The sequence below is a fragment of the Streptomyces sp. LHD-70 genome (assembly GCF_031157275.1).
In the GTDB taxonomy this organism is placed as follows: Bacteria; Actinomycetota; Actinomycetes; order Streptomycetales; family Streptomycetaceae; genus Streptomyces.
In genome coordinates, this window is the sequence record NZ_JAVIFW010000011.1 from 214192 (window position 1) to 231245 (window position 17054).

At 72.0% G+C, this 17054-nt stretch carries 13 protein-coding genes; 5 read left to right on the forward strand and 8 right to left on the reverse strand.

All coding sequences use genetic code 11. From position 1 onward, the window contains the following. Window positions 1–18 precede the first annotated feature (18 nt). Entirely contained in the window at window positions 19–1161 is a 1143-nt protein-coding gene (locus RCO28_RS23075) for a Glu/Leu/Phe/Val dehydrogenase dimerization domain-containing protein (RefSeq protein WP_308943104.1), read from the reverse strand. A 224-nt stretch (window positions 1162–1385) separates the two neighbouring features. Between RCO28_RS23075 and RCO28_RS23080 the strand changes: the two genes are divergently transcribed. After that, entirely contained in the window at window positions 1386–2294 is a 909-nt protein-coding gene (locus RCO28_RS23080) for a LysR substrate-binding domain-containing protein (protein ID WP_308943105.1), read from the forward strand. 87 nt (window positions 2295–2381) lie between these two features. Here RCO28_RS23080 and RCO28_RS23085 read toward each other — a convergent pair whose 3' ends face one another. Together RCO28_RS23085 and RCO28_RS23090 are read right to left on the reverse strand one after the other, a co-directional pair. Continuing rightward, on the reverse strand, window positions 2382–3797 hold the full coding sequence (locus RCO28_RS23085) for an amino acid permease (protein WP_308943202.1): 1416 nt from the start codon (window positions 3795–3797) through the stop codon (window positions 2382–2384). A gap of 259 nt (window positions 3798–4056) precedes the next feature. Next, window positions 4057–4989: a LysR family transcriptional regulator gene (locus RCO28_RS23090; RefSeq protein WP_308943106.1), complete on the reverse strand. Its 933-nt coding sequence runs from the start codon at window positions 4987–4989 to the stop codon at window positions 4057–4059. A gap of 266 nt (window positions 4990–5255) precedes the next feature. Here RCO28_RS23090 and RCO28_RS23095 point away from each other — a divergent pair, with 266 nt between their 5' ends. The 3 genes from RCO28_RS23095 to RCO28_RS23105 all read left to right on the forward strand — a co-directional run bounded on the left by RCO28_RS23095 (window position 5256) and on the right by RCO28_RS23105 (window position 9448). Beyond that, window positions 5256–6431, forward strand: coding sequence for an FAD-binding oxidoreductase (locus RCO28_RS23095; RefSeq protein ID WP_308943107.1), 1176 nt, complete (start codon window positions 5256–5258; stop codon window positions 6429–6431). A gap of 63 nt (window positions 6432–6494) precedes the next feature. Then, window positions 6495–7895, forward strand: coding sequence for a 2-oxoadipate dioxygenase/decarboxylase family protein (locus tag RCO28_RS23100; protein WP_308943108.1), 1401 nt, complete (start codon window positions 6495–6497; stop codon window positions 7893–7895). Window positions 7896–7915: 20 nt separating this feature from the next. Then, entirely contained in the window at window positions 7916–9448 is a 1533-nt protein-coding gene (locus RCO28_RS23105; RefSeq protein ID WP_308943109.1) for an aldehyde dehydrogenase family protein, read from the forward strand. A 73-nt stretch (window positions 9449–9521) separates the two neighbouring features. Here the strand turns inward: RCO28_RS23105 and RCO28_RS23110 are convergent, their stop codons facing one another. From RCO28_RS23110 to RCO28_RS23125, 4 genes are all read right to left on the reverse strand, one after another. After that, window positions 9522–10394: a hypothetical protein gene (locus RCO28_RS23110; protein ID WP_308943110.1), complete on the reverse strand. Its 873-nt coding sequence runs from the start codon at window positions 10392–10394 to the stop codon at window positions 9522–9524. Next, window positions 10394–10807, reverse strand: coding sequence for a hypothetical protein (locus RCO28_RS23115; RefSeq protein ID WP_308943111.1), 414 nt, complete (start codon window positions 10805–10807; stop codon window positions 10394–10396). The genes RCO28_RS23110 and RCO28_RS23115 overlap by 1 nt, the downstream gene beginning before the upstream one ends. 13 nt (window positions 10808–10820) lie before the next feature. After that, the gene (locus tag RCO28_RS23120; protein ID WP_308943112.1) at window positions 10821–13721 is read right to left on the reverse strand and encodes a CHAT domain-containing protein; all 2901 of its coding nucleotides are present in this window, start codon (window positions 13719–13721) and stop codon (window positions 10821–10823) included. A 63-nt stretch (window positions 13722–13784) separates the two neighbouring features. Beyond that, window positions 13785–14576, reverse strand: coding sequence for an acyl-CoA dehydrogenase family protein (locus RCO28_RS23125; RefSeq protein WP_308943113.1), 792 nt, complete (start codon window positions 14574–14576; stop codon window positions 13785–13787). On the opposite strand from RCO28_RS23125, the gene RCO28_RS23130 reads away from it, so the two are divergent. Continuing rightward, window positions 14554–15384: a hypothetical protein gene (locus tag RCO28_RS23130; protein WP_308943114.1), complete on the forward strand. Its 831-nt coding sequence runs from the start codon at window positions 14554–14556 to the stop codon at window positions 15382–15384. The genes RCO28_RS23125 and RCO28_RS23130 overlap by 23 nt on opposite strands. Window positions 15385–16395: 1011 nt before the next feature. Here the strand turns inward: RCO28_RS23130 and RCO28_RS39390 are convergent. Continuing rightward, window positions 16396–16929: an RNA polymerase sigma factor gene (locus tag RCO28_RS39390; protein WP_374991225.1), complete on the reverse strand. Its 534-nt coding sequence runs from the start codon at window positions 16927–16929 to the stop codon at window positions 16396–16398. Between the last annotated feature and the right edge of the window lie 125 nt (window positions 16930–17054).

Here is a 17054-nt window from a genome sequence, read left to right on the forward strand (position 1 = left end):
TGGGGTGACCGGGTTCCGCTACGGCATCCGCCCCTTGCTCCGCATGGCCGTGCGGACGCGTTCCTCGGCGAGGCGGCGGCCTGCTGTGTGAGGGGTCGTGCCCTGGCGGCCCGCCTCTTCGAGGACCGTGACGGCGTTGCCGCGCAGGCGGCTTGAGATCGTCTCGAAGATCGCGGGTGTCTCCGGGCGGAAGCCCGAGTAGCGCGCGTCCATCGCGAAGGCGGCGGCGACGACACCGCCTGCGTTGGCCACGAAGTCCGGAAGGACCGTGATGCCGCGTGCGTCGAGGATCTCCTGGGCCCGGGCGGAGGTGGGCAGGTTGGCTCCCTCCACGACCAGTCGGGCCTTGACGCGGTGGGCGGTGTCGTCGTCGATGACGTCCTGGAGGGCGGCGGGGACGAGGATGTCGCAGTCGACGGTGAGTTCCCGGCCGGCGGCCAGGGCCGTCCCCTCGGCGTGCCTTCCGACGAAGGCGTCACCGTGCTCCTCCCTGGCGGCGAGGAGCGACGGGACGTCCAGGCCGCTCGGGTCGTGCAGCGCGCCGTGCGAGGTGGAGACGGCGACGACGGTGGCGCCGAGTGCGGCGAACCGCGCTGCCGCCGCCGCGCCCACGGCGCCGAAGCCCTGGAGGGCCACCCGGGCGCCGGTGAGCGGCAGGGAGAGGGCCTGGGCGGCGGCGTCGGCCGCTTCGGCGACTCCGTAACCGGTGACGCCGAGCTTGTCGTAGGCGACGCCGCCGAGGTGTTCCGGGGTGCCGACGGCGGCGCCGCGGTCGCCCAACTCGTCCTGGATGATGGCCGCGTCGCTCTCGGTGAGTCCCATGTCGAGGCCCATGACGTACTCGCGGGGCACCTCGTTGGAGAGGGCGCGGGCGAAGGCGCGCAGGATCGCCTCCTTGTCGCGGGCGGCGGGGTCGGCGACGATGCCGGCCTTGGCGCCGCCGTAGAAGAGGTCGACGCCCGCCCACTTCCAGGTCATGACCCGGGCGAGGCGGGCGATCTCCTCGACCGTCACGGTGGGGCTCATGCGGGTGCCGCCCTTGCCGATGCCCCGGGCCGTGTTGTCGATGACGAGGACGCCCTTCATTCCGGTGCGCCGGTGGGAGACGACGACGATCTTCTCGGGGCCCCAGTCGTCGACCAGGGAGAGGGCGTCGGTCATGGCTCGTGACTTCCTTTGCTTCAGGGGTAGTTGGGGGTGTGGGGCGGCGGCGCGTGAGGCGCCGGGGGCCGGTCACCTCACGATCTCCGGGCGCGGACCCGCACCACAAGGGCAAGGAGCACGAGGGAATTCACGGCGCAGCCCAAGCTCTGCTTGCCCTCGCCGCGTGCCTGTGCTCTGCTTCTCTCTCTTCCGCTTCTCCGCGCCGAGGGAGTCGAGTCACCGTGTTGAAGCCGCTGCATCTGCTGACGCTGCGGGCCGTCGTCAGCAGCGGATCGTTCGCCCTCGCGGCCCGCGAGCTCGGTTACACCGCCTCCGCGATCTCGCAGCAGATCTCGGCCCTGGAGAAGGAGAGCGGCCTCGTCCTGTTCGAGCGGGAGGCGCACGGGATCCGCCCGACCTCGGCGGCCCACCGTCTCGTCGACCTGAGCACCCGGGCGCTCGCCGCGCTCGACGATCTGACGTACCAGGTCGAGGAGCTCGCGAGCGGCGCCACCGGCCGGCTCCGGCTCGGCGCGTTCCCGACGGCCGGTGTCCGCCTCGTACCGTCCGCGTTGTCGGCGCTGAGCGACACCCACCCGCGGGCGCGGATCGAGCTGCAGGAGGGCGAGCCGGAGGAGCTGGTCGGCGCGCTCGGCAGCGGTGACCTCGATGTCGCCCTCGTGTACGAGTACGGGCTGAGCCCCTGCCACTGGCCCGAAGGCCTCGCGCGCCATCCGCTCCTGCGCGAGGACCTGATCCTGCTGCGGGCGCAGGGCAGCGCGCTGAGCCCGCAGCTCGCCCAGCTGTCCGGGGCCCGGTGGATCACGAGCCGGGAGGACACGGCCGGGGCGCGGTCCCTCGCCCGGCTGTGCGCCGCCGCGGGCTTCGACGCGACGGTCGCCTTCCGCAGCAACAACTACGACGTCGTACGGGAGTTGGTGTCCGCCCGCCTCGGTGTGGCCGTCGTGCCGGCGCTCGGGCACGTGCCGAGCGCCGCCATCGAGGCCACCCGCCTGACGCAGCGCTCCGCGCACCGCCGGGTGATGGCGCTGCACCGCGCCGAGAACAGCAACCCGCTCCTGGCCACGATGCTCGTCGCGCTGCGGCAGGCGGTCCCGGTCGACGTCCCGTATCTGCATCCGGCCGACTGATCTGAGCCTCTGATCCGCCACCGACCCGCCACCGACCCGCCACTGACCAGCCTCTGACCCGCCTCTGACCTGCCTCTGGCCTGCCGGTCAGCGCGCGGGTACCGCTGCGGCGTCGGGCTCGTCCTCCGGCTCGTCGGAGTCGGACATCGCGTCGAGCGCGTCGAGGTCCACGGAGTCGCCCGGCATGACCTTGCGGGTGCGGCGGTAGCCGTAGACGGCGTAGATGAGCAGGCCCACGGCCAGCCAGGCGCCGAGGCGCGCCCAGGTCTCCCACCGCAGGAACGACATCAGCCAGACCGAGAAGACCATGCCGAGGATCGGCACGAAGGGCATGCCCGGGCAGCGGAAGCCGCGCTTCAGGTGCGGCTTGCGGTAGCGCAGGATCAGCACGGCCGCGGAGACCACCACGAAGGCAAGCAGGACGCCGATGTTGGTGAGTTCGGCGACCGCGTGGATGGGCAGGAGCCCCGCGAGGACGGCGGAGACGATCCCGATCAGCCACGTCGCGCGGTGCGGCACCTTCCGCTTGGGGTGGATGGCGCCGAACCAGGTCGGCATCAGCCCGTCGCGGCTCAGCGCGTACCAGAGCCGGGAGGCGCCCATCATGAACGAGAAGGTCACGGTGACGATGCCGATGACCGCGCCGAGGGCGATGACGTTGGCGAGCCCGTTCAGTCCGACGCTGGCGAAGGCGCTGGAGATGCCGCTGTCGGGGTCGAGTTCGGAGTAGTGCTGGATGCCGGTGAGGACGATGCACGCGAGGACGTAGAGCACCATCGAGATGGCGAGGGACAGCATCATCGCCTTGGGCAGCTTGTTCCGTGCCTCCACCGACTCCTCGGCCGCCGTGCTCAGGGCGTCGTAGCCGAACACCGCGAAGAAGACGGTGGCGGCGCCGGTGAAGGCCCCGCCGAGTCCGAACGGCGCGAAGGGCGTGAGGTTCTCGGTGTTCAGCTTGGTGAAGCCGACCACGATCACCACCAGGACGATGGCGATCTTCACGACGGTCAGGACCGTCTCCACCCGCGCCGAGGTGCGGGTACCGCGGGTCAGCAGCCAGGCCACGCCCAGGCAGATCACCACCGCGAGCAGGTCGATCTTGTGCCCGGTGCCGGTGCCGGGCGCGCCGAGCGCCCAGGTGGGCAGGTGGAGGCCGACCGCGTCGAGCAGGAAGCCCAGGTAGCCGGACATGCCGATGGCGACGACGGCGACGATCGCCGTGTACTCCAGGAGCAGGTCCCAGCCCACGATCCAGCCGACGATCTCACCGAGGACGGCGGCGGTGTACGTGTACGAGGAACCGGCCTTCGGCACCATCCCGGCGAACTCGGCGTAGGCGAAGGCCGCGCACAGCGACGCGGCGCCGGCCACCAGGAACGAGATCAGTACGGCGGGCCCCGCGGTGTCCCGGGCGACGGCCGCGGCCAGGGAGAAGATCCCGGCGCCGATGATGGCGCCGATGCCGATCATCGTGAGCTGGGTGAGGCCGAGCGTGCGCACCATGCGCTCGCCCGCGGGCTGTTCGGAGGGAAGTGTGCGCCGGAAGACTCCCTGGGGGCCTCTGCCCAGGAGGGCGGGCAGTCGGGTTCGGCGGGTGGGCTGGGGGGACATCGATCGCTCCCTGTCAGGCAACGGCGGCACGACGGGCCGCCGTCGTGGCGTGGGTCACCACTGGCCTGAACCCTCACGCACGATCCGTCGTCGGCAACAGAGAGGAAAGACCGACAAGTTGCGGTGCTCAGGGCAAGCGGAGCTGTTGCCCCTACCGGGCCGCTCGTCGTGTCCCCGCCTCTCCCCGGTGCGTCTTCGCCACCGCCTGAAGGACCTCGACCAGGGCGGCGACGGTGGGCCGGTGCTGAGCCGACGTGCGAAAGACGACGACGATGTGCCGCTCGATCGTCTCCCTCAACTCCACCACGTCGCAGCGGGACGAGCGCAGCCGCAGCATCAGCTCCGTCACCATGCTCACGCCGACCCCCGCCTCGACCAGCGCGAGAGTCGCCGCGGTGTCCGTCACCTCGTGCTGCACCTCGGGTTCGACGCCCGCCCGTCGGCAGGCGGCGCGCACGGCACGGCCGTAGAAGCTGTCCGCCGCCGGCAGGATCCAGCCGAGGTCCTGGGTGTCGGCGAGGGAGATCCGCTTGCGTCCGGCCATCGACCCGGCGGGCACCGCGAGGGCGAACCGCTCCCGGTACAGCCGCAGCACGCGCAGCGCGGGGTCCCGGCGGATGGGCGCGTCCGGGTAGTCGAGGCCGAGGGCGAGGTCCACGGCGCCGGAGGTGACGGCGTCGTAGAGCTCGTCCACGTCCATGTCGCGGCTGCGCACGAGGAGGGCCGGGTGGGTGGCGCGGGCCGCGCGCAGGACCGGCGGCAGGATCTCGGCGGCGGCCGTGGTGAACAGGCCGACCCTGAGGGTTCCGGCGACCTCGTTGCGGGTGCGTTCGAGCGCTTCGACGGCCTCGGCCTCCGTGGCGAGGATCCGCTCGGCGTGGAGCGCCAGGGTCCGGCCGGCGTCGGTCAACTCCACGCGGCGGCCGACCCGTTGGAGCAGCTCCATGCCGGTGGCCTTCTCCAGGGCGGCGATCTGCTGGGAGACCCCGCCGGGCGTGTACCCCAGGGCCTCGGCCACCGCGGTGACGGTGCCGCGCCGGGTCAGCTCCACCAGGGAACGCAGCTGTGCGCTCGTCCAATCCATATAGCAATCCTAATAGATCAGCACCATGAACTGTTCATGGACGTCAACGGTCGGGTTGCTGCACGATGACGCACAGACAGCTGATCGGCATGGACACCTGATCGGCAACGACACCTGATCGGCAACGGCACAGCAGCACGGCACGCGCGCAGCACGGCACCCGCAGCACCGCTCACGCTCTGACAGCCCCAGCCACGCCCGCCCCGAACGGACCCCCTGCGGATCCGTCTCGGCCCGGCGTCGGCTCCAGAGAAGGGTTCGGCCACTTGACCTCTTCATCCGCCTTCCGCTCCGTTCCGTCCACCGCCGACGTCGTCGTCATCGGCGGGGGCGTGATGGGCACCAGTACCGCCTTCCACCTGGCCGAGGCCGGGGTGCGGAACATCGTCGTCGTCGAACAGGGCGAGCTCGGCTGCGGCAGCTCGGGCAAACCGATCGGCGGCGTACGGGCGCACTTCTCCGATCCGCTCAACATCGAGCTCGGCAAGCGGAGTCTGCGCGCCTTCCGGGACTTCCCGGACCGCCCGGGCGCGGACATCCGGCTCGACGACGTCGGCTATCTGTTCCTGCTCACCAGCGAACAGCAGGCCGCGGAGTTCGAGTCGAGCGTCCGGGTGCAGAACGCGCTCGACGTGCCCAGCCGCATGATCGACGGCCGCGAGGCCCAGCGCCTGTGCCCCTATGTCCGTCCGGAGGGGCTGGTGGCGGCGGTGCACTCCCCCACCGACGGGCACGCCCGCCCCGGTCTGGTCGTCCACGGGTACGCCCGCGCCGCGGCCCGCGCCGGTGTCACGTTCGCGACGCACACCACCGTCACCGGCCTGGACACCGGCGGCGACCGGATCACCACCGTGCACACCGACCACGGCCCGATCTCCTGCGCCACCGTCGTCTGCACGGCGGGCGCCTGGTCGCAGCGGATCGGCGAGCTGGCCGGGGTCCACCTGCCCGTACGGCCCGTACGACGCCAACTCGCCTTCACCGCACCGCTCGACCCGCCCGCCCCACGCATCCCGTTCACCATCGACTTCTCGTCGTCGGCGTACTTCCACAACAGCGACGACGGGCTCCTGTTCGGCCTCGCCGACCCCCGCCAGGCCGACGGCTTCGACACCACCTGGAGCCCGGAGTGGCTGGAGCTGTTCCGCGAGGTCGCGCGGGACCGGGCGCCCGCCCTCGCGGGCATGGAGACGGTGGACGGCTGGGCGGGCCTGTACGAGGTCACGCCGGACCACAACGCGCTGATCGGCCGCTCCCGCGACGTACCCAACTTCCTGTACGCCACCGGGTTCTCCGGGCATGGATTCCTCCAGGCCCCCGCGGTCGGCGAGATCCTCCGCGATCTGCATCTGGAACGCACCCCGTGCGTCGACATCACCCCGCTCCACGCCGACCGCTTCACCAACGGCGCCGAGATCCGACCGGAGGCGCATGTGGTCTGAACTGCCGTACCCGCACGCCCACTTGGGACCCCACGTACGTACCGACCGAAAGGCAATCCCGCGATGATCAGCCAGTGGCAGTTGCGCGCCGCCTTCGCCGCGCGGCTCTCCGAGATGTACGGGCGGGAGGTGCCCGCCTACACCACCCTGGTGGACGTCTCGCGCGAAGTGAACGAGGACGTCCTGCGCGAGCAGGGCGCCGACGCCGAACGGCTCGGCTCCATCAGCCGGGTGACCGCGGAGCGGCACGGCGCGATCCGCGTCGGCACCCCGCAGGAGATGCGGCAGGTGGCCCGGGTCTTCGGCGCCCTCGGCATGCACCCGGTCGGCTTCTACGACCTGCGGGAGGCGGCGGCCAGCGCGGTGCCGGTCGTCTCCACCGCCTTCCGTCCCGTCGACGGCGCGGAGTTGGCGCGCAATCCGTTCCGCGTCTTCACGTCGATGCTCACCCCCGCCGACCCGCGGTTCTTCGACGACGAGCTGCGCGGCCGCCTGGAGACCTTCCTCGCCGGCCGGGAGCTGTTCCCGCCGGAGCTGCTCGCCCTCGCCGACCGGGCCGAGGCGGAGCGGGAACTCCCGGACGACGACGCCGAGCGGTTCCTCCAACTCGCCGTGCGGAGCTTCGAGTTGTCGACCGAGCCGATCGACCGGGGGTGGTACGAGACCCTGGAGCGGGTCTCGGCCGTCGCCGCGGACATCGGCGGCGTCCGCAGCACGCACATCAACCATCTGACGCCGCGCGTCCTGGACATCGACGAGCTGTACCGGCGGATGACCGCACGCGGCATCGAGATGATCGACACCATCCAGGGTCCGCCGCTCTGGGACGGCCCCGACCTGCTGCTGCGCCAGACGTCGTTCCGCGCCCTCGCCGAACCGCGAGCGCTGCGCACGCCGGACGGCCGCGTGGAGAAGGGCGCCCTGCGCGTGCGCTTCGGCGAGGTCGAGGCGCGCGGCATCGCCCTGACCCGCGAGGGCCGCGCGCTCTACGACCGGCTGCTCACCCTCGTCGACGCGGAGGCGGCGGCCGACCCGGCGGCGGACCGGGGCGAGCTGGCCCGCGCCCTGTGGTCGACCCACGTGCCGTCCACCGAACAGGAGCTGGCGGCACGGGAGTTGGCGTACTTCACGTACCACGCGAACCCCGCACGGCAGCGGGACGGCAGCGAGCCGCCCAACGGCCTGCGTGAGCTGGTGGCGCAGGGCTGGCTGCGGGCCGAACCCATCGTCTACGAGGACTTCCTGCCCCGGTCGGCGGCCGGGATCTTCCAGTCCAACCTCACCGGCGAGGGCTCCCGCAACAACGACCTCTCGGGCGCCGCGCACGACAGCGCCTGGCTCTCCGGCGCGATCGGCCGCGAGGTCCTCGACCCCTACGCCCTCTACGAGCGACAGCAGCACGAGTCCCTCACCAGAGCCACCCGCGCACTGAACCTGACCGACACGCCCTTCCTTCTCACCTGATCCCCGAGGGAGCACGCACGATGACGCACACCACCACCCTTCCCACCACCGACGACCTGCGCGTACGGGCCCGTTCCGCACTGGAGCGGGTCGGCGTGCAGGTCGTCGAGGGGAGCGACTTCCAGGCCCGTACGCCGATCACCGGCGAGGACCTCTTCGGGCTGGCCGCGGCGACCTCGGCCGACACCGAGGCGGCCGTCGCGGCCGCGCGGGAGGCGTTCCTCACCTGGCGTACGACTCCGGCACCGCGTCGGGGTGAACTGGTGCGCCGCCTGGGCGAGTTGCTGCGCGCACACCAGAGCGACCTGGCCGACCTCATCACCGTCGAGGCGGGCAAGATCCGCTCCGAGGCGCTCGGCGAGGTCCAGGAGATGATCGACATCTGCGACTTCGCCGTGGGCCTGTCCCGTCAGCTCTACGGCCGCACCATCGCCTCCGAGCGGCCCGGCCACCGGCTCGCCGAGACCTGGCACCCGCTGGGCGTCGTCGGCGTGATCTCGGCGTTCAACTTCCCTGCCGCCGTGTGGTCCTGGAACACCGCCGTAGCCCTGGCCTGCGGCGACACCGTGGTCTGGAAGCCGTCCGAGCTCACCCCGCTGATCTCGCTCGCCTGCGACCGGCTCCTCGCCCGCGCCGCCGACGACGTGGGCGCCCCGCGCGACGTGCACCGGCTGCTGCTCGGGGACCGGGCCGTCGGCGAGCAGCTGGTCGACGATCCGCGCGTCGCCCTGGTCAGCGCCACCGGCTCGACCCGGATGGGCCGCGAGGTCGGCCCCCGCGTCGCCGCCCGCTTCGGCCGTACGCTCCTGGAACTCGGCGGCAACAACGCCGCGATCGTCGCGCCGTCGGCCGACCTCGACCTCGCGGTCCAGGGCATCGTGTTCGCCGCCGCGGGGACGGCGGGCCAGCGCTGTACGACGCTGCGCCGGCTCATCGTCCACCGCGACATCGCCGACACGCTCGTGTCCCGCCTGACCGCCGCGTACGCCAAGCTGCCCATCGGCGACCCCTTCGACGCGTCCACGCTGGTCGGCCCGCTCGTCTCGGCCCGCGCGCTCGACGGCATGCAGGACGCCCTGACCCGCGCGCAGGCCGAGGGCGGCAAGCTCCTCGCGGGCGGCAACCGACGCCTGGCCGCCACGGCACCACAGGCCGCGTACGTGGAACCGGCCATCGTCCGGGTCGACGAACAGAGCGCTGTCGTAAGGGAGGAGACGTTCGCGCCGATCCTGTACGTCCTGACGTACGACACCCTCGAAGAGGCGATCGCGCTGCACAACGACGTGCCGCAGGGCCTGTCGTCCAGCATCTTCACCCGCGACCAGCAGGAGGCCGAGCTGTTCCTCTCCGCCGAGGGCTCGGACTGCGGGATCGCCAACGTCAACATCGGCACGTCCGGCGCGGAGATCGGCGGTGCCTTCGGTGGCGAGAAGGAGACCGGCGGCGGGCGCGAGTCCGGCTCCGACTCGTGGCGGGCTTACATGCGCCCGGCCACGAACACGGTGAACTACTCCAGCAGGCTCGCGCTGGCGCAGAACGTCAGCTTCCTCTGAGGCCTGGTTCTCGCGGGGCTGTCGGTGGGTCTCCCGTCTCCGTGGCGGGGGTCCCACCGACGCTCGCGAGGTGTCACTCGGGGCGCGCGTCGCCGTCGTCGTCGGCCGTGCGGGGCAGGTAGGCGCCCTTCGCCAGGATGCGGTCGATCTGCCGTCCCTCGGCTGCGGTCACGCGCTGGTGCGGCAGCGGAACGCCCACGATGTGTGCCAGGCGCCGGAGTTGGAGGTCCACGGCGGCTTCGCAGGTGCGGCAGAAGTCGTCCGCGCCGCGCCGCCCCTGCACCCAGCCGAGGGCGATCAGGGCGAGGGCGACGGGTGCGGCCGGCCACCAGAAGAGGGCGAGCGCGAGGTAGGGCAGGGCCCAGGTGACGCGGACGGTGGCGGCGGCGTAGTCGTCCCAGGCGGCGGTGACGAGCGTCGGCATGCGCGGGTCGTTCAGCTGCCACAGGCGCGGCCACACCCTGGCGAGCGAGACGCCGTACTGGGCGGCGACCCTCTCGTCCACGAGGGCGAAGCGGTCACCGATCCAGGTGGCCCGGCTCGGCAGATAGCGTTCCGGCACCGCGTAGCCACCGTGCCGGGCCGCGTCGAGTGCGGCTCGGCGGCGACGTCGGATGCCGGGGCGCATGACGCGGCACAGGGTGGTCGAGCGGCCCAGCCAGAGTCGGTGCACGGCGAGGCTCAACTCGCGTACGAGGAGCGCCGCCAGGGCGACTCCGGCGAGGAGCAGGCAGCCGACGGCGACGCCCTTGGTGGTCGTGGCCAGGGCGCGGAGCGTGTCGAGGCGACGTGCCAGGAGGTCGAGGTCGAGTGCGTGGGCGGCGCCGTAGGGGGACATCGCCCAGGTGACGAGCGCGGTCGCGGCGAACGGCACACCGGGCAGGATCAGGAAGGCGAACCAGCGATCGGCGATGCGTCTGCCGAGGTCGGAGAGGATGCCGTCCATCAGCCACCGTCCAGGGGAAGCATGGTCGACCCGTCGATGTGGCAGCGCGGTTCGGAGGCGTCGGCGTCGCGTCCCCGGGCGGGGCAGCGGCCGTGCGGGCACCGGAACCGTTCGACGACGGGCCGCTCCCGCCAGGAGCCGTCCGCCGGGGGCCCCGAGGAACGCAGGCCCTCGCGCCGCAGGTCGAGGGCGCGCAGCGCTTCGGCGGCGGGCTTGCCCGCGCGGACCTCGGCGACCTCACGGTCGAGCGCGGCCCGCCAGGCGTACCGGTCGGCCTTCTCCCGGAGTTCCGGCAGGTTGGCGCAGAGCCAGGCGAGGGCTGCCTGTTCCTCGTCGGCGGGCGTCCGGTCGTCGGTGGCGCGGTGCGTGTCGCCGGGCTGTCGGCTCCAGGGCCAGGGCAGGCGGATGGGCATGGGTATCGCTCCTCTACGGTCCGATGTGCAGCAGGGAGGACCAGACGTCCACGTGGCGCGGGGCGTCCCGGCGCAGGGTCTGTGCCGCGTTGTGCACGGCCCGGGCGGTGTGCGTGCTGTCGGGCGCACCGTGCGCGGTCAGCGTGCGGTACACCTCCCGCGCGGCGAGGAGGGCCTTGCCGCTGTCGACCTCCCAGAGGGTTCCGACGACGTGGATGTACGACTGCAGGTGGAGCAGGGCCGCCAGGTGGATGGCCTCGTCGTAGGCGCGCGGGTCCGGGGCCGCGGTGCTGCACGCCGACAGGTAGCAGAACTCGGCGTCGGTCAGCCGGAGGTCGGCCAGCTGGTCGAGGGAGACCACGCCGTCGGCGACGGCGAGCCCCGAGGCGTCGGCGTGGCAGGCGAAGTGCACCCAGTGGGCGTCGCGCAGCCGCGCGAGCACGTCGGCGACGTGTGCGGGGTCGAGGGGCACCGCGTCGGGGAAGTACCGCAGGAACTCCTCGGCCTCGTACCGCACTTCGGGCAGGCCGGGCCGTCCGGGGGCCTGGGGTGCCGCTACGACGAGCCTGCCGCGGGCGGCGACGGTCCGCTCGGTGGACCGGAGCAGCGCACCGATGGTGGGCGTGTAGGAGGAGACGACCTCGTCGAGGAGGGCGGGGCCGCCGGGGCGGGCGTGATGCCCGGCGGCGTGGATCGGCAGGGCCGCCAACGGGCCGGTGGGGCACCACCAGACCCGCCGGTCGGCGCCCAGGTGCGGCGTGAGGGCCGCGAGCACCGGCACGGCGAGGTCGTCCCACAGGCGTGGCGCGATCACGTTGAGCAGGGCCTGGTGGCGGCCGTCCGGGTCGGCGGACTGTGTTGCCCAGTCGACGAGTTCGGCGTGGTCGAGCCGGTCGAGCGGTACGAGAACGGGCTCGTGGTCGGGCAGCAGGATGATCGCGTCGCAGCGCTGCGGGCCGGCGTTGACGACGACGACCGGGCCGTGGTCGGCGGCTCGGGTCAGATCGCGGTAGCCGCGGCGCTCCGACTTCTCAAGGCGGGCGGAGAGTTCGTCCCATTCGCGGCCGAGGCGGATGCGCCGCTCCACGTCGGCGCCCGCCTGGTCGCCGCGTCCCGTCCCGTCGTCGGGCACGTCGAGCTCGGCGCGGATCTCGGCGAGGCGGCGCTCCAGGGCGGCGTCGGCGGTCCGTGCGGCCTCGACTCCCCCGCGCAGGCGGGCGAGTTGGCCCCACATGACGGCGCGACCGCGCTCCAGGATCTCGACCGCGTACGCCACCCGGCCGTCGGCGATCGCCGCCGCCGCGGCCGCCGTCGACACCCCCGACCAGCGGCTGAGCAGCCACCGCTGGTCGTCGCGGCGCAGCCCGATCCAGGCCATCTGCGGCAGGAGTTCGACCGCCGCCCCGTATCCCTCGACCGACAGCGGCCCTCCGGCGCCGAGTTCACCGAGGCGGACGGCGGCGCCGAGACGGGTCTGCAGCGGGGACGCGGCATCGCCGACGGCCTCCCGCAGGCACTGGACCGCGGCGTCCCGTTCACCGGATACGTCCAGAGCCTGGGCCTGCACCGTCAGGCAGACGGCGTGCTGGGGGTGGCCGGGGCCGCGCTCGGCCACCAAACGTGCCGCCAACTCCCGAGCCTCGTCGCGGTCTTGGGGGTCGCCGTCGCGGTCGTACCGTTCGAGCAGCGCCAGGACCGCGCCGGGGGTGGGGGCTCCGCTGCGGCCTTCGCGGACGGCCGCGGCCAGCGCCGCCGGGTCGGCCGTGGCGCGGTAGCGGATGAGCTCGAGATCGATGAGGCGGCTTCGCGCGCGGGCCGGGTGGCGGGCGGACACGCGACGGGCGAGGGCGAGCGCCTGGTCGAGGTCGGGGCGCTCCCCGCGTAACTCATAGCGGTCCTTGAGCGCCCAGGCCAGTGTCAGGTGGACCAGGGGCCAGTTGGTGGCCGTACCCCAGAACCAGGGGCGTGGTCTGGCGGCGAGCGGGGCCAGGACGGTGACGGCCCGGTCCAGGTTGACGACGGCCCCGGTCCACTCGTAGCGGAGGATGAACGCCCGGGCCACGTTCACGGCCGCCGCGGGCCGGGCGAGGCCGGAAAGGACCCGGTCCATCAGGTGCCGCGGCGGGGCCCCGAGTGCCGCCGGGCCGTCCCTGAGCAGGTCGTCGAGCTCGGCGTCGCTCCCCCGGTCCGCAAGCAGGCCGATGTGCGCCTCCATCCGCACCAGCGCGGCCAGGGAGTCGAGGTCGCGGGCGGCGGTGTGCAACCGGAACCGTTCGGCATCCCGAGCCACCGCACGCAGCGCCTCCTCCCGCCCGCCGGTATGGGAGGAAGCGCCCAGGGCCCGGAACAGTCTGCGCAGCAGCGTGATCGTCCCGAATCCTCGAACACTGAGCCACGGCACGTACACGAGCAGCACCACCGCGAGCAGCGATCCGAAGGAGACGGCAACAAAGAGCCCGGTCGTCCGGTCGTCGAAGAGTGCCTCGACCACCTCGGCCTTGAGCAGGTAGGGCCCCAGGAGGACGGGCACCCACATGCCGAGCGCGAGCAGCAGGCTGCCCGGCCTCCGCAGACACTCGCGCCACGCGTGCCCCACCAACCGGCGGTGTACGAGCGTCCAGTTGACGGCAAGGACGAGGAACGCGAGGCAGCCGGTGCCGATGAGCGGAATCACGTAGGGCATCAGCGGAGAGTCGGGCGTGTAGCGGTGCAGCAGGCCCGTGTCGAGGTCGCGCCACGCGCCGAGGCCCGGATGATAGAGCGCGTTGAGTTCGGCGTCGTACGTGACATGGTCGTGCGGCCCGAAACGGAACAGCCGGTGCTGCACCACCCGGTGTCCCCACACCCCGCCCACGGCTGCGGCGAGCACAGCCAGGGCGCCCACGGCGATCCGCCGTCGTATCCCCCTCGACACCGGACCGATGATACGGCGTGGGCGGCTGTCAGGAGCAGGGTTGGCCGACCAGGGCGGCCGACGCTACAACCCCAGATCCCGCGCCACGATCTCCTTCATGATCTCCGTCGTGCCGCCGTAGATCGTGGTAATGCGTGAGTCGAGGTAGTCGTGGGCGATGCGGTATTCGAGCATGTAGCCGTAGGCGCCGTGCAGTTGGAGGCAGCGGCCCACGATGTCCACGTACTGTTCCGTGGCCCAGAACTTCGCCGCCGCCGCGTCGGCCGCGCTCAACTCGCCGCGGGAGTGCCGGGCCAGCAGGTCGTCGAGGTAGCTGCGGCCCACGCGTGCCGTGGTGACCATGTCGGCCAGTTGGAAGCGGGTGTTCTGGAAGGAGCCGACCGTCCGGCCGAACGCCTTGCGCTCCTTGACGTACTCCACGGTCCGTTCCAGTACGGCCTCGATGGACGCCACGGCGTTGGCCGCGATCGAGATGCGCTCCTGGGGAAGGTTGCGCATCAGCGCCTGGAAGCCGGAGCCCTCCTCGCCGAGCAGGTTGGCGGCCGGTACGCGGACGTCCTGGAAGAACAACTCGCTGGTGTCCTGGGCGTGCAGGCCGATCTTCTCCAGGTTCCGGCCGCGCGAGAAGCCCGGCCGGTCGGCCTCGACGACGATCAGGCTGAGCCCGCCGTGGCGGTCCGGGCCGGTGCGTACGGCGGTGACGATCAGGTCGGCGTTCTGGCCGTTGGAGATGAAGACCTTGCTGCCGTTGATGACGTACGAGTCGCCGTCGCGGCGGGCGGTGGTGGTGATGCCGGCCAGGTCGCTGCCGGTGCCGGTCGGCCAGGATGTGGTGACGATCGTGCTGCGCGGCACGCTGGACGACGGCACCGGCGCCACCCTTGGCATACGCCGGCCTGAGACGCTGAACAACCCCGGCCAGACCATGGTCGCGCATGGCAGGGGCGTGTCACTGATCGTCGGCTACGCGCCGCCGGTGGAGAACGCTTTCGGGCTGGCCGCGGTCGGCATCCTCAACGCGGTCGCGGCCGTGCACCGCATCCGGCGGCATGCGTTCGAGGCACTGGAGCTCGACCGAGCTGCGGTAGTCGAGACGACGGACGATGCCCGCACCCTGGTCGCGCAGCTCTCGCGCCGGCTCAGCAATCTCCAGCTCGACCTCAGCTTCAGCGTCGATGCGTACGCCGACACGATCCTCATCCCGGAGATGCTGGTCGAGAGCTTCCACTCATCGCTGCGCGACGTCTCGGCGCTGGCGGACGCGCTGGCCAACACGTCTCGCATCGTCGAGCGCGTGGACGCCGTGCTCGCGACGCGCCGCGTGGACCTGGAGACGGCATCCCAACAGTACGCCGAGGGCCGCGACCGGGTGTTAGCCGCGGTGATCGCCGCCGGCTCGGTCCTCGCGCTCCCGCCCGCGCTGCTGCTCGCATTTTTCGGCGTCAACAGCAGCGACGTGGACCCGCGCCGGTCGATCCTGGACATCCACCACTACGGTGTCGCTTACGCGATTGCCTGGTTGCCGTTCCTGCTGCTGATCGCGGTCGGTCTGGTCGCACGCCGCCGCGTATCGCTGAGTCTGTCCACCCCAGACGCCGTCAATCCCGACCGGCGCCGAACCCGGCGTTCCTGGCTCAGACGATCGCGGCGACAACCTCGGTGACGCCGAGCTTTGCGAAGACCGCGGAGACGTAGCTGCTGTTGACGCCGAACAACGCGGATGCCCCGCAGCAGGTGCTGGACAACGGGCAGGCATAGCAGTGCCCGCAGTTGTCTCGGAACAGGACCTCCGCCTGCTACTCCTAGTCCCGGGCCGGCTCCAGCCCAGATGAGGGCGTGGTCGACGCACTCGGGATCGAAGCAGTAGGTCCAGGGGCAGAAGCGGTTGCGGCGGTTGGGGTACCGGGGTGCTGCAGGGGCGAAGTCCTCGCCGGAGGGGACGGGGCCGACTGTCTTCTCGTAGGCGTTGAGGACGTAGTGGATGCCCTGTGTGAGGACGGCGTCCGGGGTCTGTCCGGCCGCGTAGAAGTCGGCGGTGGCCGGGTCGTACCACTCCGTGTGCAGGCGACGGGCCATGTTCCCGAGGGGGAGCACCACACCGAGGAGAGCACCGGTGGTGTCCCAGAGCTCGTACCCGACCCAGGGGGCCGTACCGTCCCAGGCATCACCGACCCACCGCCAGCCAGCGACCTGCCGGGGCAGTCATACGGACCAGGAGAACAACAACCTCCTCGGCGGCCCAGACGCCACGGGAAACAGTGAACGCGTTGGCGGTGTGCCGTACGGGCGAGACACCATCCCTCGACGAACTCCCCGGTCCGGCCCACCCGTTCGTCCACCACCGCCGCCCACGCCAGCCTCTTGGAATGCAGAGCGTTCCCCGCACACCTCGGGAAACAACACCCCTTCCACGAACTGATCACCGGCGTAGAAGCCGCGCTTGATCTCCGCGCGCACCGGCCGGGAACCCTGGCCCGACACACCGCGTATCTCCACCAGCGGACCGCCGGGCGGATCGGGAGCCTCATCCGCCAAGCCGCGCAGACGTCACCCGGGAAGGCGGCGCCACTCCAGACACGACCTGTGTGCCTGGGGCGTCGCACTCACCGGTCGTGCAGCGAGCACCTGCCCGTAGCGTCCGCCAGTGGGGGACCTAACGGACCGCAGGGGAACGTCACCTGTCGGCCATCACCCGCCGCCTGGCGGTGGGCTCTGGAGAAGGCTTTGGCGTCTGCCTCCAATTCCGGACAAGGCCCTTGCGGATCGGGCCGGCAGGACGGATGAGGGGGGCAGCGAGCCTCCGAGCTTTGTTGAGGCGACGCCATCCCGTGATGCAAAGGGGGCCGATCGCGCAAAGCATCGCGAGCCATAGGGCCTTGGCAAGCACGCTCATCGACAGCCAGTCGGTCCAGGACCCTTCCAGGGGTGGCGCAGGGGTGCCCGGTTGACCCACAGGCGTCACGTAGCGCCACCAGCTCGCGACGGTCGCGCACAACAGGGTCAGCCCGACGACCGTGAGCGCGGCCAGGCTCATGCGCAGAACGCGAACGGCTCGAGATGTGTGCACCGCGACCGTTCCCGGCTTCCTCCCGGTCAACTCGGCAACTTCGGACTGCGTGTGGCCGAGTGCCTTCGTCGCCCACACCACCTGACGCTGCTGTGCGGGCAGGGCGGCAAGGGCACGCTCGACGGCGCAGCGGTTGGCCACCAGGGCGCCGACATCGGTAGTGCGCTCACTCTCGAGCCGGAGCGAATCCGGTGCTGCCCGATCGGCTATGACCTGGTCGTGGCGGGCGCGGCGGCTGGCGATCGCGGCGACTTCGTTATCGAGGA

What these genes read in the sequence shown, in the direction of transcription:
- RCO28_RS23075 (WP_308943104.1), bottom strand. Translation starts at nt 1,161, where the DNA reads ATGACCGACGCCCTCTCCCTGGTCGACGACTGGGGCCCCGAGAAGATC.
- RCO28_RS23085 (WP_308943202.1), bottom strand. Translation starts at nt 3,797, where the DNA reads ATGGTGCGCACGCTCGGCCTCACCCAGCTCACGATGATCGGCATCGGC.
- RCO28_RS23090 (WP_308943106.1), bottom strand. Translation starts at nt 4,989, where the DNA reads ATGGATTGGACGAGCGCACAGCTGCGTTCCCTGGTGGAGCTGACCCGG.
- RCO28_RS23100 (WP_308943108.1), top strand. Translation starts at nt 6,495, where the DNA reads ATGATCAGCCAGTGGCAGTTGCGCGCCGCCTTCGCCGCGCGGCTCTCC.
- RCO28_RS23105 (WP_308943109.1), top strand. Translation starts at nt 7,916, where the DNA reads ATGACGCACACCACCACCCTTCCCACCACCGACGACCTGCGCGTACGG.
- RCO28_RS23110 (WP_308943110.1), bottom strand. Translation starts at nt 10,394, where the DNA reads ATGGACGGCATCCTCTCCGACCTCGGCAGACGCATCGCCGATCGCTGG.
- RCO28_RS23115 (WP_308943111.1), bottom strand. Translation starts at nt 10,807, where the DNA reads ATGCCCATCCGCCTGCCCTGGCCCTGGAGCCGACAGCCCGGCGACACG.